We start from the raw sequence: 19,464 nt of genomic DNA on the forward strand, positions 1-19,464 counted from the left end.
AAGCTATCGCCAACGACCTTCACGGCCATCCGGAAGGTGTGTGATGTAGGTCACGAAAACGCGGTCTGGTGTCGTTCTTTAACTATCAAGTACTGTCGTTCCACTCTCCCCGCCGAACAGGAGAAAACAATGGCCACTGAAGAATCGGTCGACTACCTCATTGTCGGCGGCGGACCCGCCGGATTACAGGCGGGTTATTTCCTGGGACAAGCGGGGCGCAGCTATCTCATCGTGGAATCCGGCGCCGCTCCGGGTACGTTCTTCACACGCTTCCCCCGGCACCGCAAGCTCATATCCATCAACAAGGTGCACACCAGCTGGGACGATCCCGAGCTCAGGATGCGCACCGACTGGAACTCCCTCCTCAGCGACGAGCACGCCCCCCTTTTCACGACCTACACCGAGCGCTATTTCCCGGCCGCCGACGACCTGGTCCGCTACCTCGCCGACTACGCCGCCGCGCACCGGCTGCGCGTGCGCTACGGCACCCGCATCGCCGAGATCACCCGCCCCGGCGACTTCGTCGCCCGCGCCGAGGACGGCAGCGTCCACCACGCCAAGCGGATCGTCATGGCCACCGGCTACACCCGCCCGTACGTGCCGGACATCGAGGGCGTCGAGACGGCGGAGCGCTACGACGAGGTCACCACGGACGCCGCGGACTTCACCGGCTCCCGCGTCCTGATCATCGGCCGCGGCAACTCCGCCTTCGAGACCGCCGACCACCTCACGGAGAAGGCCGCCGTCATCCACGTGGCGGGCCCCGGCTCGCTGAAACTCGCCTGGCAGACCCACTTCGTCGGCCATCTCCGGGCCGTCAACAACAACTTCCTGGACACGTATCAGCTGAAATCGGAGAACGCGGTGCTGGACGGCCGCATTCTGCGGATAGAGCAGCACGCCGACTCCTCGTACACCGTGGCCGTCGCTTTCGCCCGGGTGAACGAGGTCGTCAAGGAGATACGTTACGACCGGGTGATCCTGGCCACCGGATTCCGCTTCGACGCCTCCGTATTCGCCCCGGAAGTCCGGCCCGAAATGGTCATCAACGACAGGTTCCCCGCACAGAACGACGCCTGGGAATCGACGAACGTACCCGACCTGTACTTCGCCGGCACCATCACGCAGGCACGCGACTTCAAGAAATCCACCAGCGGATTCATTCACGGCTTCCGCTACAACGTCCGGGCCCTGCACCGCATCCTCGAACAGCGCTACCACCGGCACCCCTGGCCCGCCCGCGCCCTGCCCGGCACACCCGAGGCGGCCACCGACGCCGTGATCGCGCGCGTCAACCGCACCGCCGCGCTGTTCCAGCTCTTCGGCTTCCTCGCCGACGCCGTCCTCGTCGGCCCGGACGGCGCCCTGCGCTACTGCGAGGAAGTCCCCGTCGCCCATCTGCACCGGGCCGTGGCCGACGGCCGCTTCGGCGACGTCGACGGCTACGCCGCCGTCACGCTCGAATACGGCGCCGACCACGACCTGATCAACCCGTTCGACATCTCGGCGGGCCGCGTCTCCCAGCAGTCCACCAGCGGGCTCGACGGCCGCTATCTGCACCCCGTCGTCCGCTTCTACCGGACCGGCGACGACGAACCGACCGGCGAACACCACCTCACCGAGAACCTGGAGAACCAGTGGGACAGCGAGGACGTGCACCGCGCCCCACTGCTCCGCTTCCTGCGCACCCGCCTCGACGACCGGCTCCCGGCCCCCCGGCCGTGATCCCCACCCTGTCGGACCTGCGCGAACAGGCACGCAAGCGCCTCCACCCCGCGCACTACGACTTCTTCGCCGGAGGCGCCGCCGACGAACGGGCCGCGCACGAGAACGAACGGGCCTTCCACCGCCTCGCCCTGCTGCCCCGCGTGCTCCGCGGCGCGGCGCACCGGGACATCCGCCTCACGCTCCTCGGCGACCGGCTCTCCATGCCCGTCTTCGTCTCGCCCACCGCCTTCCACCGCCTCGCCCACCCCGAGGGCGAACGCGCCACCGCCCGCGCCGCGGCGGCGGCCGGCACCGTCCTGGTCGCCGCCATGGCCTCGACGGTGCCGGTGGCCGAGGTCACCGCCGCCGCCCGGGCCGTACGCGCCGACGCCCCCGTCTGGTTCCAGCTCTACCTCCAGCCCGACCCCGACGTCACCCGCGCCCTCGCCGACCGGGCCGAACAGGCCGGCTGCACGGCCCTCGTCGTCACCGCCGACTCGCCGGTCTTCGGCCGCCGGGAACGCGACGCGCGCAACGACTTCCACGACCTGCCACCCGGCCTCGCGGTCGAGAATATGCGCCATCTGCCCGGCGCCCGCGACGACCGCCCCCGCGACATCGCCATGTCGCCGACGCTCTCCTGGGACGACCTGCGCCGACTGCGCGCACACACCTCGCTGCCCGTGGTCCTCAAAGGCGTGCTCCACCCCGAAGACGCCCGGATCGCGGTCGTCGAGGGCGTGGACGCGCTGCTCGTCTCCAACCACGGCGGCCGCCAGCTCGACGCGGCCCCCGCCGCCGTCGAAGCGCTGCCCCGCATCGCCGCCGCGGTCGCCGGACGCGTGCCCGTACTGCTGGACGGCGGCATCCGCAGAGGCTCCGACGCGGCGATCGCGCTGGCCCTCGGCGCCACCGCCGTCGGCGTGGGCCGCCCCGCGCTCTGGGGCCTCGCGGCGGACGGCGAACGCGGCGTCACGCACGTACTGGAGCTGCTGCGCGCCGAGTTCGACCACGTCCTGACCCTGTGCGGCGGCACCCGCACGGCCGACCTCACCCCCGACCTCGTCGTCGCCCGCGGCCGGCTCGACGACCAGCGCCCGTACGCCCCGGCTCCGGCCCCGGCCCCATCCCCGGCCCCATCCCCGGCCCCATCCCCGGCCCCATCCCCATCCCCGGCCCCGGTCCCGGCTCCGGAGACAGGAGCGACGGCATGACGCCCCGCCGCGGCCGGCGCGCGGCGGCCGGCGCACTGACCGCCGCCCTCGCCCTCACCACGCCGTACTGGCTCCCCGGCCTCGTCGTCACCGCCCGGATGAAACTCTTCGCCAAGGTCAACGGGGACGAGGGCGTCTCCTTCCCCAACGCCACCGTGGGAGCCGACCGGTTCCAGGAGATCTACTCCCACCCCGCCGCGGGCGGTCGCAGCCGCGGCGCCGCCCTCTCCGACCTCTTCTGGTACTGGCTCGCCCCCGGCGCCGAAGTGCACCAGGAACACCTGGAGAACGGCCCGCGCTACGACGAGGTCGCCCGCACCACCCTGGCCATCCTCGCCGGCCCCAGCCAGGACCTGGCCGACGCCGCCGCCCGCTGCGCCGCGCACGTCCTCGACACCACGGTCACCGGCGACACCGCGCTCGTGCGGCTGCGCGACCTCATGATGCCCGTATGGGCGGAGTTCTTCTACGGACTCGTCTTCCGCGAACCGTGCCCGGCGCACGCCCGCGCGCTCATCGTCGCCAACGCCGAGGACGTGGTGAACTCCCTGAAATGCGTCCGGCCGCGCCACCTGCGCCGCCGCGCCCGCCTCACCCGCTATCTGCGCCGGCGGATCGCCGCCGGCGAGGTGCCGCACCGGCTGCCCGCCGGCCTGACCCCGGCGGAGCAGGCCTACTACCTCCAGGGCACGTACTTCAACACGGCCGTGGTGCAGATGTCCGAAGCCATGGCGCACCTGCTGCTCGTACTCGCCCAGCACCCCGCCGCCCAGGACGCCCTGGCCGCGGACCCGGCGGACGAACGCTACTTCTCCAACGTCCTGAACGAGACCCTGCGGCTGTACCCGCTCTTCGGCGTCGCCCACCGCATCAGCACCGACGACATCCCCCTCGGCGAAGGGACGGTGCTCCCCGCCGGCTCGGTGCTCTGCTTCAACTACCCCGAGTACCACGCCACCGGACACCCCGACCCGCAGACCTTCGACCCCGGCCGCTGGGACCGGATCGCGGCCCGGCAGGCGCACCACATCCCCTTCGGGGTCGCCGCCAACCGCCCCTGCCCCGCCTGGCGGCTCGCGCCCCTGGCGATGCGCGCCGCGACCCGCGAGGTGCTGGACCGCTTCACGCTCGACTCGCCCGTCTCGCACACCCGGTCCATCCCGCACCGCGCCCCCTGCCTGCTGGTCCGCCGCGACCGGCCGCTGCCGCGCCGCCGGCTGACGGCCATACGGACCTTCCTGCGCCTGCGGGACCGGTGGGAGGACGTGGGGCGCGGCTGGGCCCAGCTCGTCCTCGGCGCCTGGATGGTCCTCGACGCCCGCCGACTCCGCCCGGCGGAACGGTACTTCGCCGCCCACGACACCGAGGGGCGCCCGCTGGCCGGGGCCGCGACGCCTGGGCCACCGGCGTCGGGGCCCTCGGCGTCCTGCCCGTACGGCGGGCGCGCGAGCTGACCCGCGCGTCCCGAAAGCCCGCCCGTACACCCCTGTTCCCGTGTTCCCGTGTTCCCGCTCCCCTGAGCCGAAGGGCGCACCGCGATGTCCACCACCGAGCTAGGCCCCGCCTTCTTCCTGGCCGCCGTCGTCATCCTGGTCACCTGCCGCGTCGTCGCCCGCGCCCTGCGCGCGCTCGGACAGCCGCCCGTCGTGGGCGAGATGGTCGCCGGAGTGGTCCTCGGCCCCTCCGCGCTCGGGCTGCTGGCGCCCGGCGTGGAGGAGGCGCTCTTCCCGCAGGAACTGCGGCCGGTGCTGTTCGTCGCCGGGCAGATCGGTCTGGTGATCTTCATGTTCCAGACCGGGTACGAGTTCCGCACCGACCGGATACGGGCCGTGGCGCGCCCGGCCGCGGCCATCTCGACGGCGGGCATCCTCGCGCCGCTGGCCCTCGGCATGGGTCTGACCTTCGCCACCCGCGACGGGGTCGACGTCTACCCGGCGGACGTGCCGATCGGCGTGTCCGCCCTGTTCGTCGGCGTGACCATCGCCATCACCGCGTTCCCGATGCTGGCCCGCATCATCACCGAACGCGGCCTGGTCGACACCCGGTTCGGGTCCCTGTCGCTGGCCGGCGGCGCACTGGACGACGTGGTGGCCTGGGTGCTGCTCGCCGCCGTGCTGGGCCTGGCGGGCGACGGCGCGGGCCCCTTCGCCATCGCCCTCGGGGGCGGCGCCGGCCTGGTCGCCGTGCTCGCCGTGGTGGCCCGCAAGGGCGGGCGGATGACGGCCCTCGCCGACCGCCGCTCGGACGACGACCTGCTGCTGATCACCGTGATCGTGCTGTTCGTCGCCGCCTGGTACACCGACCGGATCGGGCTCTACGCCGTCTTCGGCGCGTTCAGCCTGGGCGTCGTCTTCCCGCGCTCCGCACCGGTGGATCGCACCGTGGCGGCCGTCGCACCGATCAGCCGCATCGTCTTCCTGCCCCTCTTCTTCACCTACTCGGGGCTCAACACGGACTTCGCCCTGCTCGCCGACCCCTCCCTGCTGCTCTTCGCCGCCGCCTGCGTCGCCGTGTCCGTCCTCGGCAAACTCGGCGCCTGCTGGGCGGCGGCCCGCATGGTCGGCGAGACGCCCGGGGTCGCGCTACGGGTCGGCACCCTGATGAACGCGCGGGGGCTGATGCAGCTCATCGCGATCAACATCGGACTCGCGGCGGGCATCGTGACGCCCTCCATGTTCGCGGTGCTGGTCGTCGTCGCCCTCGTGACGACGGTGATGGCCACCCCGCTGCTCAGCCTGTGGGACCGGCTCGACGCGCGGCGGGCCGCCCGCGCCCCGGACCCCGCGGCTCAGCTGCCGCTGACCGCGACCGGCGACGGCACGGGCCCCAGATAGACCCAGCGACCCTCGTCCCGTACGAAGCGGCTGTCCTCGTGCTGGGCGTCCGCGTGCCCCCGCACGCTGAAGTGGGCCCGGAACTCGACGGTCCCCTCGGTGTGGAAGGCGCTGCCGCCCGTCGAGCCGAGGACTTCGAGCCCGGTCCAGCGCTGCTCCGGATCGAAGTCCAGGCCGCCAGGCCGCGTCGACGGATGCCAGCTGCGCAGCAGGTAGGCGGCATCGCGGACGACGAACGCGCTGTACCGGGAGCGCATGAGCCGCTCCGCCGTGGCCGCCTCCCGCTGCCCGCCGTGCAGGGCGCCGCAGCAGTCGCGGTAGGAGGAGTCGAGCCCGCAGGGGCACGGCGAGCCGGGGCCGATCGCCGGTCGCCGGCGCGCGTTCATTCTGGACACCACTCGATTGTGCCGGGTTGGCGGACGGGCGGCGGCTCCGGGGGCGGCTTCACGGGCCGGCGCCTCCGGGGCGACTCGGCGGGTCCTTGCTTTCATACCTCGATATATATCGGAAGCCAGGATATAGTGGGGAGCATGGCTTCGAGAGGCATGACGCAAGCGGCGTTCTTCATCCTCACCGCGCTCGTCGACGAGCCCCGGCACGGCTACGGCATCGTGCGAGAGGTCGAGGAGCTGTCCGGCGGCGACGTCCAGCTCCGCGTCGGGACGCTGTACGGAGTGCTGGACCGGCTGGCGGCGGACGGGCTCATCGAGCTGGACCGCGAGGAGGTGCAGCAGGGGCGGCTGCGCCGGTACTACCGGCTCACCGACGACGGCGAGGCCGCGCTGTCCGCCGAGGCCGAGCGGATGGCCGCCGGTGCGCGTACGGCCGCCCGGCGGATAGCGGACCGCCGCCGCCCGGCCGCCGCACCGCCCGCCGCCGTACGACCCGTCCGCCCCGACATCGCGGGAGGCAGTGCATGACGACCCTGCTCGAACAGCGCTACCGCACCGTTCTGCGACTGCTCCCCGCCTACTACCGCGCCGAGCGCGAGGAGGAGATGGTCGAGACCTACCTGCACGGCATCGACGAGAACGACCAGGACGAGATGCGGCCGGCCTGGGGCGAGGTGGCGAGCGTCGCCGCCCTCGCGGTCCGCAGCCGGATGGGCGGCGCCGGAGCCCCGGCGCGCTACGCGGCGGCCGGCTCGGCGGTGCGGCTCTTCGCCCTGCTGAGCGTGGTCCTGCACGCCGCCTCCGAACTGACCGAGCGGGCCATGTCCCTCGCCTGGTTCCACGCCGCCGCCTCCGCCGACCGGGACATCTACCTCGACCCCTTCACCCACCACGGCGCGTTCGAGAACGTACGCGCCGCCGCGCTCTGGCTGCTCCCGCTCCTGTGGGCGGCGGCGTATGCGGCGCTCGTCCGGGACCGCCGGGCGGCGGCGTCGGCGTGCGCGGCCGTCGCGGCCCTGCCCTCGCTGATGTTCGTCGTGGACTGGGCCACAGGCAGGGCGCTGGGGCCGGTGTCCGCGCTGTCCGTCACCGCCGCGGCCTTCGCCTGGCTGACGGTCCTCGCCCTGTGCTGCGGCTTCCACTCCGACGCGCCGCCGGCCCGGCTCCCGCTGGGCACCCCCGGCCTGGTCCTGCTGGGCACCTGCGTCCTGATGGGCGCGGCCAGTGTGGCCTGGAGGGACGGCGCGGACGTGGTGTGGGGCGACGGCTGGGCGTTCACCGCGGCGGCCGTCGCCTGGCTGATCGCCGCGCTCCGAACACCGAAGCGCGGTACGGGCCCCGCGGCGGACCCCGCGCTGCCGCTCGCACTCGCCGGACTGGGCCTCGCCGTCCTGGCCGTACGGGCGTGCATGCTCGCGCTGTGGGCCGACTCGAACGCCCCCGGCACGCTCATGCTCGGCATCGGCGCTCAGGCGGCCGTGCTCGTGCTCCTGGTGGCGGCCTTGGCCGTGGCCGGCACCCGCGGCCTGGCCGCGCGGACGCGGACCGACTGAAGCGATACGGGCGGAGTGACGTGATGGGGCGTCACCGGCTTTGCGCACTGGTGACGCCCCATCAACTACCTTTTACCTGCGGTTATTTCAGCGAGGGCTCACCATCGATGCGAGCACCGTCCGCCAGTCCTCGCCCGGCTGTCCCCGCAGCGGCGCCGCCAGCCGGTCGGCGCGGTAGCGCCAGCGGTGGTCCAAGTCCTTGTCGGCCTGCGACGCGTAGCGGATCTCACTGCCGCTCCCGAGCAGCCGGGCCAGCTCGGCGGCCAGCTCCGGCCACCCCACGTGGCCGCCCACCGCGTTGGCGACGCCGAGCACCGGCTCGTCGACGCACACCGCAAGGGCGCGGGCCAGGGCCGCGGCGTGCACCCACGGCGCTCCGTACCAGGACGGCACGCCCGGCTGCTTCGGCTTCTGCTTCCGCGTCTGCTTCGGGTCGGGGAGCACCAGCGGCTCTCCGGCCAGGGCCGCCTGGTACAGCGCGCCCGTAGCGCCCCATCGCAGCTGGTCGCGGAGGCGGGGGTGCGCGCCCCAGACGATGGGGGAGCGGACCGCGCTCGCCCCGCCGCGCCCCTCGGTGCCCGCCGCCCGCAGCAGCATCCGCTCGCAGTCGAGCTTCGCCTGCCCGTACGCGCTCAGCGGGCCCTCGCTGGGACCGCCCTCGGCCACCTCGGCGGCCCCGGGCTGCCCGTAGGCGTCCACGCTGCTGACGAAGACGAACGTCCCCGACCGCCAGGAGTCCACCAGGGTCCGCATGGCCGCGACGTCCACCTCGGGCCGGGTGAACGTGCACGCGGCGTGGATGACGCCGGACACGCCCTCCGCCGCGGCCCGCAGGCTGTCCAGATCGGACAGATCGCCCTCGACGACCTCCACCCCGTCGCCGGTCACCTGATGCGCCGACTCGGGTCGGGCCAGGGCGCGAACCGGGCGGCCGCGCGCGGCCAGTTCGCGCAGGACGAACGCGCCGACGCCCCCGGTGCCGCCGGTCACCAGGACCGTGCCCTCACGGGCCCGGCCGCCCCGCCGGGCGGGCGCGGTCGCGGGGGCGGCGGCGCGGCGCTCGGCCTCCCGGCCGTCAAGCAGCGCGGCGAGCGCCCGCGGCGTCCGCTGCTCCATGACGTCGAGCCCGGTCATCGGCAGCTTCAGCCGGCCGCGCAGCCGCTCCGCGAGCTGAACCGCCATCAGGGAATGGCCGCCGAGCACGAAGAAGTCGTCGTCCTCGTGGGGCCGCCCGCCGAGCAGCTCGGCGAACGCGTCGAGCACCGCGCGGGCGCGCGGCCCTTGGGCGGCGTCCGGAACGGCCCGCGGAGGCTCGGCCGGAGCGCCCGGCAGCCGGGAGCGGTCCACCGCGCCGTCGGCGGTGCGCGGCAGCGCGTCGAGCAGCATGACCGCCGCCGGCACCGACGGCGCGTCGAGGCGGCTGCGTACGTACGAGCGCAGTTGCACGGGGGACGCGCCGCCGATGGCGCGCAGCACCGCGTACGCCAAGGGCGGCTGGTCCCCGAGGTCCAGGACCGCGGCCTCGGCCACATCCGGGTGGCCTGCCAGACAGCTCTCGGCCGGATGCCGCCGCTCTCCTGTCGGGGCATCAGGCTGATTGCTCGTCAGGATCTCGCCGGGCAGCAGCGACAAGGCGATGTCGGGTTCGGCCGCCACTGCCTCCAGCAACTGGGCGAAGGAGCGCAGCAGTCGAGCGCCCGATTCCTCGTCGAGAGCCGTGACGCCGTGCTGGAGCAGGCACTTGGGCGCGTCGGTGTCCTCGATGAGGAACGAGAGGTCGAACTTCGCGGTCCCCGGGTCCACCTCGACCGCCTCGGCCTCGGTGCCGGGCAGCCGCAGCGCGGTCGCCTCGCGCACCACGTCGGCCGTGACGCCCACCAGCGGCGCCCCGTCCCGGCCCCGGGCCGCCGCGCCGAGCCGCTCCACGATCAGATCGAAGGGAACGTCCCGCCGGTCCTGCGCCTCCAGCAGCGTGTCCCGCACCCGCCCGAGCAGCGTGTCGAAGCCGGGGTCGCCCGAGGCGTCCACCCGGATGGGCAGCGTGTTGACGCACAGCCCGACGAGCCCGCGCATGGCCGACCCCTCGCGGTGCGTGCTCGCACAGCCGATGACCAGGTCGTTCTCGCCCGTGGCACGGTGCAGGACGGCGAACGCGGCGGTGAGCGCCACGGTGAACAGCGTGGCCCGGTTCCGCTGTCCGATCTCCCGCAGCCCCTCCAGCACGGAGGGCGAGAGCGGAGCCACGTGCGTACGGCCGAGCCGCTCGCGCCGGGCGCGGTCGTCGGAGGGCGGGGGCTGCGAACCGGCGGCAGCCGACCCGGCGGCCGGCCTCGGCAGCGGTACGGGCCGGGCCCCGGCGAGCCGCGCGGTCCAGTGCTCCAGCCCCTCGGCCAGCCTGTCGCCGCCGGACTGCTCCCGGCGTGCGAAGGCGGTGTACCCGGGGGCCGCCGCCAGGGCGGGGGCGCTGCTGTCGAGGGCCGCCGCGTAGAGCGCGGCGAGTTCTGTGGCGATCGTCTCCAGCGAGTCGCCGTCCACGGCGATGTGATGGAGCGTCACCATCACCGTGTGGTCCCGCTGGCCGTGCCGCAGGATGAGCGCGCGCAGGACGGGTCCCGCCGCGAGATCGAACGGGCGGCGCGCCTCCGACAGCAGCAGCTCCCGGCCGTCGTCCTCGACGTCGACCACCGGTACGGGCACCGGGGCCGGGGCGGCGACGTCCTGCCAGGGCTCGCCGTCCCGCTGCCGGTACCGGGTGCGCAGCGCCTCGTGGCGGGCGACGAGCGCGGAGAGCGCCGTGCCGAGGGCGCCGACGTCCAGCGGGCCGCGTACCCGGGTGGCGAACGGCACGCTGTACAGCGCGCCGCCCTGGCCGAGGCGGTCCATCAGCCACATGCGGCGCTGGGCGTACGAGAGCGGCGCGGGCCCGGCGTCCGCCGCGGCGGCCTCGGGGGCGGGGTCCGTATGGTCCGCCGCCCCGCGCGAGCGGGAACGGGAGCGGGCGAGGCGCAGCAGCTCCTCCTGGCGCGTCGCGGAGGTGCGCTCGCGGTCAGTGCCGGTTGCCATCGGTGTCCTCCTCGGGGGTGCGGTGGCCGGACCCGGCCACGTCGGTGTCAGGATCGGCCCCGGCCACGTCGGCCTCGGGGGCGGCTGCGGCTGCGTCGGTGTCGGGAGCGGACCCCGCCACGTCGGTCTCGGGAGCGGGCCCGGCATGCGCGTCGAGCAGCGCCCGTTCGATGAGCGCGGCGTGCCCGGCCACGGTGGGGGCGGCGAAGAACTCGGTGAGGGACAGTTCCACCCCGAGGTCCTCGCGCAGGTCGTCGACCACGGCGAGCGCGAGGAGGGAGTGCCCGCCGAGCGCGAAGAAGTCGACGTCGGCGCCGCTGACCTCGCGCCCGAGGGACTGGGCCCAGGTGTCGGCCACGGCCTGCTGAATCGGCGTCAGGGCGGCGGGCAGAGGCCCGGATTCGGCTGCCGATCGGGCCTCCGCACCCGGGAGTTCCACGAGGGCACGGCGGTCCACCTTGCCGGCGGCGGTGAGGGGCAGCCGCTCCACGACCGTCCACTCGTCCGGCACCAGATGGGCGGGCAGCCGCTCCGCGAGCCGGGCGCGCAGCGTCTCGCCCTTCGGAACCGGCCCCGGGGCGGGGACGACGAACGCGGCCAGCCGCGCGTCGTCCGGCGTCGGGCGGCGCACGGCGACCGCCGCCTCGTCGACCTCCGGCTGCTCCCGCAGCGCGTGCTCGATCTCGCCCGGCTCGATGCGGAACCCGCGGACCTTGACCTGGTCGTCCGCGCGCCCGTGGAAGTCGAGGACGCCGTCGGGGCGGCGCGAGACGAGGTCACCGGTGCGGTAGAGGCGCCCGTGCCGCGGGTGGTCGACGAAGCGCTCCGCCGTCAGCTCGGGCTTGTCGAGGTAGCCCCGCGCCAGCCGGGGGCCGCCGACCCACAGCTCACCGCGCTCCCCGTCCGGCACGGGCTCCCCGGCGCCGTCCAGGACGAGGGCGGTCGCGCCCGCGACCGGCCGGCCGATGGGCGGCGGCGCGTCGCAGTCCGCGTCGGTCACGGTGTGCGCGGTGGCGAAGGTGGTCGTCTCCGTTGGGCCGTAGCCGTTGACCAACTCCAGCCACGGGAAGGCCCGCAGGACCTCGCGGGCGGGCTGGGCGGCCAGCGCCTCGCCGCCGACGACCACCGTGCGCAGCACGCCGAAGAGGCGTGAGCGCCGCGCGGCCAGCTGGTGGAAGAGCGCGGTGGTGAAGAAGGCCACGGTCGCGCCGTGCCGCTCCACGTCCTGCGCCAGCTCCTCCAGTGAGGGACGCTCGGCGGCGCAGACCGCCACCGCCGCCCCGCACGCGAGCGCGATCCACACCTCGAAGGTGGAGGCGTCGAACGTACCGGGGGAGTGGAACAGCACCCGGTCGCGAGGGGTGACCGTGACATACGAGGGGTCGGTCACCAGGTCCGCGATGCCGCGGTGGGTGAGGGCCACGCCCTTGGGCCGGCCGGTCGAGCCCGACGTGAACATCACGCAGGCCGTGGCGTCCGGGTCGTACGGGGCGCGGGCCAGCGGCGCCCGTACCGCGCCCTCGCCGCGCTCCGCGCCGTCGTCGGTCAGGACCAGCGCCCGGTCGGCGGGGACGCCTGCGCGCTCCAGCAGCTTCTTGTCGCCGACCGTCAGCACGGCCTCGGCGTCCGCCAGCATCGCGGCGGTACGCGGCCGGGGGTGGGCCGGGTCCAGCGGCACGCAGGTCGCGCCCGCCCACCAGACGGCGAGCTGGGCGACGACGGTACGCGCGGAGCGCGCCGTGAGCAGCGCGACCGCGTCACCGGGGCGCACCCCGCGGTCGTGCAAGGACGCGGCCAGCCGCGCCGCTCCGGCGACGAGCTGCCCGTACGTCACCGTGGTGTCACCGTCCATGACGGCGAGCGCCGACGGACGGCGCTCCGCCTGGCGGGCCATCAGGGCGGGCAGGCCGCCCGGCTGTTCGGACGCGGTCGACGCGTCGGAGCGGGCGTCGACGGGGGTGTCGGCGAACACGGGGTCTTCCTTTCCGGGATCGGGATCCTTCGAGAGCAAGGGGGTTGACGTCATGTCAGCTCACCGCTTCGGCCGCGAGGCGCTTGTCCACCAGGGCGGCCACCGCGCGCAGATCGGGCTGACGCAGCACCGCCGGGGCGCGCAGCCGTACGCCGACGGCGTCCTGGATCGCGGCCAGCAGCCGGGCGGCGGTCAGCGACTGGCCCCCGGATTCGGTGAAGTTGTCGTCGAGAGTGAGGGCCGGGGCGGCCAGCAGATCCCGGCAGAGCCGCAGCACCAGCACCTCGCTCGCACTGCCGGACAGCTCGTCGGCGTCCATCGCCCCCGTGTCCGTACCGGGCCCCTCCTCCGCCGCCGGCGGCTCGTCGGCGGCGAGCAGCGCGGCCCGGTCCACCTTGCCATTGGCGTCGAGCGGGAACGCGTCCACCAGGTGCACCTCCGCCGGCGCCGCCTGTTCGGGGAGCCACGCCCGTACCCCGCCCAGCAGGTCGCGGGCGAGGGGCGACGCGCCGGGCGCGGGCAGCACGAACGCCGCGAGCCGGGCGTCGCCCGACGCCGAGCGGCGCACGGCCACCACGGCCCGGCGCACCCGCGCGTCGTGCTCGAACGCGGCCTCGACCTCGGCGGGCTCGACGCGCACGCCGCTCACCTTGACCTGGTCGTCGAGGCGGCCGAGGAACTCCAGCTCCCCGTCGGCGCGCATCCGCACCCGGTCGCCGGTGCGGTAGACCCGCTCCACGCCCCGCAGGGCGTCCGGCGCGGCGACGAAGCGCCGCGCGGTCAGCTCCTCGTCCAGGTAGCCCAGTGCCAGGCACTCGCCGCCCACGAGCAGCTCGCCCGCCTCGCCGCGGGGCACGATCGCGCCCCGCTCGTCGGCGACGCAGACGACCGCGCCCGCCACCGGACGCCCGATGGCCGGCGGCTCGTCCGCCGAACCGTCGAGCGGCGCGCCGCGCATGGCGTGCGCGGTGCAGATCACCGTGGCCTCGGCCGGGCCGTACGCGTTGTGGACCGTCGCCGTGACATCGGCTCCCGGACGGCGGCGCAACCGGTCGCCGCCCACATAGATATGACGCACCTTCAGCCCCGCGGGCCAGGGGCGGTCCAGCAGCGGCTCGATCATCGGCGTGGACGACACCGCCACCGTGATCCCCGCCTCCCGCCACCAGTCGGCGAGCGCCCCCGGGTCCCAGCGCACCTCGTCCGGAGCCACGGAGAGAGCCGCGCCGCAGGTCAGGGCGGACCACAGCTCCAGCAAGTGCGGGTCGAAGGCGATGCCGACGTGCAGGCTGTGCCGGTCCCCGGCGGTCAGGCCGGTGCGGGCGCGGTGCCAGCGCAGCAGCGCGCCGAGCGACCGCTGCGCGACGGCGACGGCCTTGGGCGTTCCCGTGGATCCGGAGGTGAGCACCGCGTAGAACGTGCCGTCCGGAGCCGTACGGGCGTCGGCGGCCGGGGGGCGGAAGGCGGCGACGGCCCCGGCGACCGCGTTCACGCCCTCCGTGGGGACGGGCAGCGGCAGGTGCTCCGCCGCGCGGTGGCCCGGCGGCAGCAGTTCGGGAGCGCCGATCACCGACACCACGCGCAGCCCCTCGGCCACGGCGGCGAGCCGCCGCTCGCCCGGTCGCGGCCCCAGCGGCAGGTACACGGCCCCGAGCCGGGCCAGCGCGACGGCGACCGCCACCAGCGCGGCGGACCGGTCCAGGCAGACCGCGACGATGTCGCCGGGGCCCACCCGCCCGCGCAGCGCGTCGGCGACCGCGTCGGCCGCGGCGTCCAACTCGGCGTAGGTCCAGCGGTGTTCGCCGTCCAGGACGGCCGGCGCGTCCGGGGTGTCGCGTACCCAGGTCTCGTACCAGGACAGCACGGTCTCACCGGCCGCGGGGGCCTCGGGCAGCGGGCCGCCGCGCAGCACGCTGGGCGCGGGCACACCGTCCCGGGGGCCGGGTGCTGCCTCGGCCGTCTCAGTGGTGTCGGTGGTCTCGGTCATTTCGACTCCGAAGGCGCGGCCGTCGTGCCGACGGCGGTCAGGGCGCGGGCCTGGTCGGCCAGCACCGGGTTCTGGAACAGCAGCCGCAGGGGCGGCCGGTCGCCGAGGTGCGGCTCCAGCCACGCGGCGAGCCGGGCGGCGAGCAGCGAGTGCCCGCCGATCTGGAAGAAGTGCGATGAGCCCGTGAAGCGTTCGTGGCCGAGCACCTCGCGCCAGCCCTCGGCGAGCAGCGCGACGCCCGGGTCCTCGAAGGCCGCGGGCGCCGGCTCCGGGTCCTCGACCGGCCGGGCCTGCGGCAGGGCGGCGGCGATCCGCGCCAGCCCGACCCGGTCCGGCTTGCCGCCGGACAGCGTCGGCATGGCGTCGAGCCGCACCCAGCGGCCCGGCACCAGCGCGGCGGGCAGCCGCTCGCCGAGCGCGGTGTGCAGCGCCCGCTGGTCCGGCTCGTCCGCCGACTCCAGGAAGCCGACCAGGCGCGGCCCGCCCGCGGCCGCGCGGTCCAGGACGACGGCGCAGGACCGGCCGCCGAGCACGGCCGAGGCCGCGGCCTCGATCTCCTCCAGCTCGATGCGGTAGCCGCGCAGCTTGACCTGGTTGTCACGGCGGCCCAGGAACCGCAGCCGCCCCGCCAGGTCGCGGAAGCCGAGGTCGCCGGTGAGGTAGGCCCGTACCCCGCCGAGCGACTCCAGCGTGACGAAGCGGGCCGCCGTCGCCTCCTCGTTGCCGACATACCCCTGGGCCAGGCCGACGCCGCTGATGGCCAGTTCGCCGACCGCTCCGTCCGGCAGCGGACGCAGCCCGCCGTCCAGCACGTGCACGCGCTCGCCCGGCAGTTCGGCGCCGAGGGGGATCTCCGCGCCGTCCGCCAGATCCTCGGCGGTGATCTCGTGGACGGTGGTGCTGATGGCGGCCTCGGTGACCCCGTACACGTTGAGCACGGCCGCGCCGGTGACCGCGAGCAGCCCGCGCATCGCGTCGGCGGGGATGCGCTCACCGCCGAGCGCGATCAGCCGCGGAGCCCAGCGGCCCTCGCCGAGTGCCGCGCACAACTCCTCGCGCGTGGCCAGGAAGTAACTGGTCGGCAGGTTCGCGACGCTCACCCGGGCGGCGGCCAGCAGCTCGATCAGCTCGGCCCCGGTCGGCACCTCCCGCTCCGGCGCCACCAGGCACGCCCCGGCGTGCAGCGACGGCAGCACCTCTTCCAGCGACACATCGAAGGAGGGCTGGGCGAAGAGCAGCGCACGGTCGCCCGGGGTGATCCCGAACCGCTCGGCCGTGCCCGTCATGTGCCGGACCAGCGCCTCCCGGCCCACCGCGACCGGCTTGGGGACGCCGGTGGAACCGGAGGTGTGGATGATGTACGCCGCGCCCTCCACCACCCGCGCCGCCGCCGCGCGCGGGAAGTCCGCACCGTCCACGAGCGCGACGGGCAGTCCCTCGGCGGGCAGCGTCGCCGCGCCGTCGGCGGTGGTCAGCACCAACGCCGGACCGAGCCGGCCGAGCAGCAACTCCAGCCGCGAAGCGGGGTCGTTGGGCGACAGCGGGCAGTACACCGCACCGGTCCGCAGACACGCGAGCAGGGCGACGACGGAGTCCGTGCCGCGCGGCAGCACCGCCGCGACCGGCTGTCCGGCGGCCACGCCCGCGCCGCGCAGCCGGTCGGCGAGCCGGCCCACCCGCTCGTCGAGATCGCCGTACGTCACCTGCCGCGCGCCGATGAGCAGGGCGGGCAGCGACGGGTCGTTGCGCGCGGCGGGGTCCAGCGCCAGGGCGTCCTCGCCGAGCGCCGCGCACGCGCCCGCTGGTGCCTCCTCGACAGCGGACCCCAGGGAGGCGAGCTTCGCGTCCGGCGTGTCGAGATACGACCGCACCAGGCCCAGGAAGCGCTCCGCGAGCAGCCGCGCCACGTCCTCGCCGAAGAGGTCGGCGTCGTAGTCCCACACCAGCGTCATCCCGGCCGCCCCGTGCCGCGGCCCCACCCCGCGCCGGTCGTCGGGCAGCAGCACCAGGTCGAGGTCGAAGCGCGTGGTGCCGGTGTTGAACCCCTCGAACAGGGACACCTCCAGACCCGGCGTCTCCGTCTCCGGCAGCGCCGCGTCATGGGCGCTGAACATCACGTTGAACAGCGGGTTGTCCGCACCCGAGGTGTGCATGCCCAGCGCGTGGGTCAGCTCCTGCACCGGCACGTCCTGATGCGGCAGGGACCGGATGAGCGTGTCCGTGACCTCGTCCATCGCCTCCTCGGCGCCGGCCTCCGCGTCCAGCCGCAGCCGCAGCGGGATGGTGTTCACGAACATCCCGACGGTCTCCTCGAAGCCCCGCGGCCGGTTGCCCACGGCGGTTCCGACGACCATCTCCGACCGCCCGCTGTGCCGTCGCAGCAGCTCCGCGAAGAGCCCGAGCAGTACCGCGAACGGCGTGTACCCCTGGGTGCGGGCGTGCTCGCGCAGCCGCTCCGCGAGATCCGCGCCGATGGACTGGCGCAACTGCCCGCCCCGGTGGCGGCGCTGCGCGCCGGGCCGGGTGAGCCCCGGCAGCGGCAGGTCGAAGGAGGCGCCGGCCAGCTCGTTCCGCCAGTACGCGAGGGAGCGGGCGCGCTCCTCGCCGCCGGCCGCGGCACGGGCGTGCTCCTCGTACGACCGGACGGGCCGCAATTCCTGGCTCTCGCCCAGCACTCGGGCCCGGTAGACGCCGAAGACGTCGCTCAGGATGATCGCGAACGAGTGCCCGTCGTGCACCAAGTGGTGCTCGACGTGGATCAGCCGGTGGTGGTCGTCGGCCAGCCGCGCCAGCGTCCACCGCAGCAGCGGCGCCTGATAGGTGTCCAGCGGGCGCTCGGCCTCGGCGCGCACCAGCTCCAGGAACGCGGCCTCCGGGTCCGGCTCCCCCGAGAGGTCGACGGTGCGGTAGCGGGGGGCGCATCCGTCGGCGACCCGCTGGCCGGGCACGCCGCCGGGGCCGGCGACGAGCTCCAGCCGCAGGCCGGGGTGGCGGTCGAGGGCCGCGGCGAGGCCGGCGCGCAGCGCGTCCTCGTCGAGCGCGCCCCACAGGTCGAGCGAGGCGGTGAAGTTGTACGCGCGGCTTCCTGGCAGCACCTGCTCGTGCAGCCAGACGATCTCCTGCGAGGAGGAGAGGGTGAACATCGGCAATTCCCAAGGGTTGTCGGGGTTGTCGGGTCCCGGTGCGCAGCGGGCACACCGCGCCGCGCCACGGGTCGCGCGGCGCGGCGGGGAGTGCCCCGCGGCAGGGGGAGGCGTCGAGGCGACGGCCTGTCGGGGCGTCAACTCGATGCGGGAGAGGGGGAGATAAGGGGGCGTCAGGCCATGGGGGCGGGGCGGAGGATCTGGGCGCGCAGCGCGCCCGTCAGCGCGCCGAAGGCGTCCGCGGCGACGTTGTCGTCGAGCACGGAGCGGTCCCAGGCCATCCGTACCAGGAGTTCACGGCTCTGCGAGTGTTCACGGCCCTGTGAGACGGAGACCGCGAACGGCGCGCGTACGGGGCGGCCGTCGACGTACACCTCGCGGCCTGCGACGCCGCCGAGGCGCAGCGTCGGGGTGCGCTGCGCGTCCTCGACGGTCAGCAGTCCGTCGAGCCGCCCCGACCAGGGCGCGCCGGCCGCCCGGGCGGCGCGCACCACCTCGTCGAAGGGGGTGTCCGCGCGGTCGAGGTCGTCCCACCAGGCGGTGGCCGGCGCGGCATGGGCGTCCGGCCCGGCGGCAGCGGCCGTCGCGGGGAAGACGACGGTGTTGAGGAAGCAGCCGAGCACGGGCCGCGCGGCGGCGGGCCGGCCGCCCCACGGGTAGCCGAGCGGGTGCGTTCCCTCGCCGTACAGCGCCTGTGCGGCGGCCGCGCACGCGGCCAGCAGGCCGGGGAAGGGCAGCGGGGCGGCGCCCGCGGTCAGCCGCAGCTCGGCGGCGCCGGAGGGCAGGGCGCCCGGCGGCAGGGATCGGGGCGAGGGGGCGGCCTCGCGTACGGCCCGCAGCCGCTCTCCCCAGTAACCGAGGGCCGCCGGGGCGCCCGCTCGGGACTCGGTTTCGAGCTGGAGGAACACGGCCTCGCGGTAGGCGTCGGCCTCTTGGTCCGCGGCCGCGGGCGGTACGTCGCCGAGGCCGAGTGCGGCGGCGTAGGCGGCGGTCAGCTCCTCGACGACGCGGGAGAGCGACTGTCCGTCGCACGCGGTGTGGTCCAGGGCGATCGCCAGGATCTCGGTGGGCGCGCCCGTTTCATGAGCGGCTCCGGTGTCCGCGGGGACGTCGGCGTCGTGAGCGAGGAAGAGCCGCAGCGGCGACCCCTCCGCCCGCCAGCCGCTCAGCGCGCGGCGCAGCGCGTCGGTCGCGTTCTCGCCGGGCGCGGCCTCGACGCGCACCGCCGGTACGTCGGCGTCCGCGAGCCGCTGTACGGGCGTGCCGCGTACGACCTCGGGCCGGGCGCGCAGCGCGGGGTGGAGCGCGGCCAGGTACCCGGCGGCGGCCCGTAGCCGCGCCAGGTCCACGGTGCCGCGCGGAAAGGCGAAGAAGAGCGGGACGACGTCGGGCCGCCCCTGCGGGTCGAGCGAGCGGACCAGGAGGAACCGCCGCTGCGCGCCGGTTAAGGGGAGCAGGCCGCGGGGGGTGTCCGCGCCGTCGGCTGTCCGCCGGTACCGGGCCAGGTACTGGCCCGTGATGCTGTGGTGCACGGTGTCCTCTCTCTTGTCGTGCTCGTACTCGTGCCGCCGTACGGCGGCCGTTCACCGGAGTGGTCGG

At 75.1% G+C, this 19,464-nt stretch carries 12 protein-coding genes; 6 read left to right on the forward strand and 6 right to left on the reverse strand.

Annotation, left to right across the window (positions count from 1 at the left end; genetic code table 11):
* Window positions 1–129 precede the first annotated feature (129 nt).
* The 4 genes from AB0I22_RS10960 (at window position 130) to AB0I22_RS10975 (ending at window position 5,755) form a co-directional block, all read left to right on the forward strand.
* Entirely contained in the window at window positions 130–1,725 is a 1,596-nt protein-coding gene (locus AB0I22_RS10960; RefSeq protein ID WP_363130404.1) for an NAD(P)-binding domain-containing protein, read from the forward strand.
* Window positions 1,722–2,921, forward strand: a complete 1,200-nt coding sequence (locus AB0I22_RS10965) for an alpha-hydroxy acid oxidase (protein ID WP_363130405.1) — start codon at window positions 1,722–1,724, stop codon at window positions 2,919–2,921. Before AB0I22_RS10960 ends, AB0I22_RS10965 begins: the two co-directional genes overlap by 4 nt.
* Window positions 2,918–4,375 carry a cytochrome P450 gene (locus tag AB0I22_RS10970; protein WP_363130406.1) on the forward strand — a complete coding sequence of 486 codons (1,458 nt, stop codon included), beginning with the start codon at window positions 2,918–2,920 and terminating at the stop codon, window positions 4,373–4,375. The genes AB0I22_RS10965 and AB0I22_RS10970 overlap by 4 nt, the downstream gene beginning before the upstream one ends.
* A gap of 84 nt (window positions 4,376–4,459) precedes the next feature.
* Window positions 4,460–5,755 (forward strand): cation:proton antiporter, encoded by a 1,296-nt coding sequence (locus AB0I22_RS10975; RefSeq protein ID WP_363130407.1) that lies wholly within the window; start codon window positions 4,460–4,462, stop codon window positions 5,753–5,755.
* Here the strand turns inward: AB0I22_RS10975 and AB0I22_RS10980 are convergent.
* Window positions 5,710–6,141: a YchJ family metal-binding protein gene (locus tag AB0I22_RS10980; protein ID WP_363130636.1), complete on the reverse strand. Its 432-nt coding sequence runs from the start codon at window positions 6,139–6,141 to the stop codon at window positions 5,710–5,712. The genes AB0I22_RS10975 and AB0I22_RS10980 overlap by 46 nt on opposite strands.
* Window positions 6,142–6,300: 159 nt before the next feature.
* Between AB0I22_RS10980 and AB0I22_RS10985 the strand changes: the two genes are divergently transcribed.
* Window positions 6,301–6,675 carry a PadR family transcriptional regulator gene (locus tag AB0I22_RS10985; RefSeq protein WP_363130637.1) on the forward strand — a complete coding sequence of 125 codons (375 nt, stop codon included), beginning with the start codon at window positions 6,301–6,303 and terminating at the stop codon, window positions 6,673–6,675.
* Entirely contained in the window at window positions 6,672–7,700 is a 1,029-nt protein-coding gene (locus AB0I22_RS10990; RefSeq protein WP_363130408.1) for a hypothetical protein, read from the forward strand. Before AB0I22_RS10985 ends, AB0I22_RS10990 begins: the two co-directional genes overlap by 4 nt.
* A gap of 87 nt (window positions 7,701–7,787) precedes the next feature.
* Here AB0I22_RS10990 and AB0I22_RS10995 read toward each other — a convergent pair whose 3' ends face one another.
* The 5 genes from AB0I22_RS10995 to AB0I22_RS11015 form a co-directional block, all read right to left on the reverse strand.
* Window positions 7,788–10,763, reverse strand: a complete 2,976-nt coding sequence (locus tag AB0I22_RS10995) for a condensation domain-containing protein (protein ID WP_363130409.1) — start codon at window positions 10,761–10,763, stop codon at window positions 7,788–7,790.
* Window positions 10,747–12,735, reverse strand: coding sequence for a non-ribosomal peptide synthetase (locus AB0I22_RS11000; protein WP_363130410.1), 1,989 nt, complete (start codon window positions 12,733–12,735; stop codon window positions 10,747–10,749). Before AB0I22_RS11000 ends, AB0I22_RS10995 begins: the two co-directional genes overlap by 17 nt.
* Window positions 12,736–12,790: 55 nt before the next feature.
* Window positions 12,791–14,722 carry a non-ribosomal peptide synthetase gene (locus AB0I22_RS11005; protein WP_363130411.1) on the reverse strand — a complete coding sequence of 644 codons (1,932 nt, stop codon included), beginning with the start codon at window positions 14,720–14,722 and terminating at the stop codon, window positions 12,791–12,793.
* Complete coding sequence (locus tag AB0I22_RS11010) at window positions 14,719–17,865, reverse strand: amino acid adenylation domain-containing protein (RefSeq protein ID WP_363130638.1); 3,147 nt, start codon at window positions 17,863–17,865, stop codon at window positions 14,719–14,721. Before AB0I22_RS11010 ends, AB0I22_RS11005 begins: the two co-directional genes overlap by 4 nt.
* A gap of 173 nt (window positions 17,866–18,038) precedes the next feature.
* Complete coding sequence (locus AB0I22_RS11015; RefSeq protein WP_363130412.1) at window positions 18,039–19,397, reverse strand: non-ribosomal peptide synthetase; 1,359 nt, start codon at window positions 19,395–19,397, stop codon at window positions 18,039–18,041.
* Between the last annotated feature and the right edge of the window lie 67 nt (window positions 19,398–19,464).

It is taken from the genome of Streptomyces sp. NPDC050610 (genome assembly GCF_040654875.1).
In the GTDB taxonomy this organism is placed as follows: domain Bacteria; phylum Actinomycetota; class Actinomycetes; order Streptomycetales; family Streptomycetaceae; genus Streptomyces.